The following is a 339-nucleotide window of genomic DNA, read 5'->3' on the forward strand; positions in this document are numbered from 1 at the left end:
TCGACCAGCCGTTCCTGATGCCGATCGAGGACGTGTTCTCGATCTCGGGCCGCGGCACGGTTGTGACCGGCCGCGTCGAGCGCGGTATCATCAATGTCGGTGACGAAATCGAGATCGTCGGCATCCGCCCGACGACGAAGACGACCTGCACGGGCGTCGAGATGTTCCGCAAGCTGCTCGACCAGGGCATGGCCGGCGACAATATCGGCGCACTGCTGCGCGGCGTCGACCGCGAGGGCGTCGAGCGCGGCCAGGTGCTGTGCAAGCCGGGTTCGGTTACGCCGCACACCAAGTTCGTTGCCGAAGCCTACATCCTGACGAAGGAAGAGGGCGGCCGTC

General features: G+C 65.8%; 1 protein-coding gene. It reads left to right on the forward strand.

Annotation, left to right across the window (positions count from 1 at the left end; genetic code table 11):
• Positions 1-339: EF-Tu/IF-2/RF-3 family GTPase (locus IG169_RS24490; protein ID WP_246717486.1), on the forward strand; the 339-nt coding region annotated here is incomplete at both ends.

The organism is Oricola nitratireducens (assembly GCF_014904745.1).
Classification (GTDB): Bacteria; Pseudomonadota; Alphaproteobacteria; order Rhizobiales; family Rhizobiaceae; genus Oricola; species Oricola nitratireducens.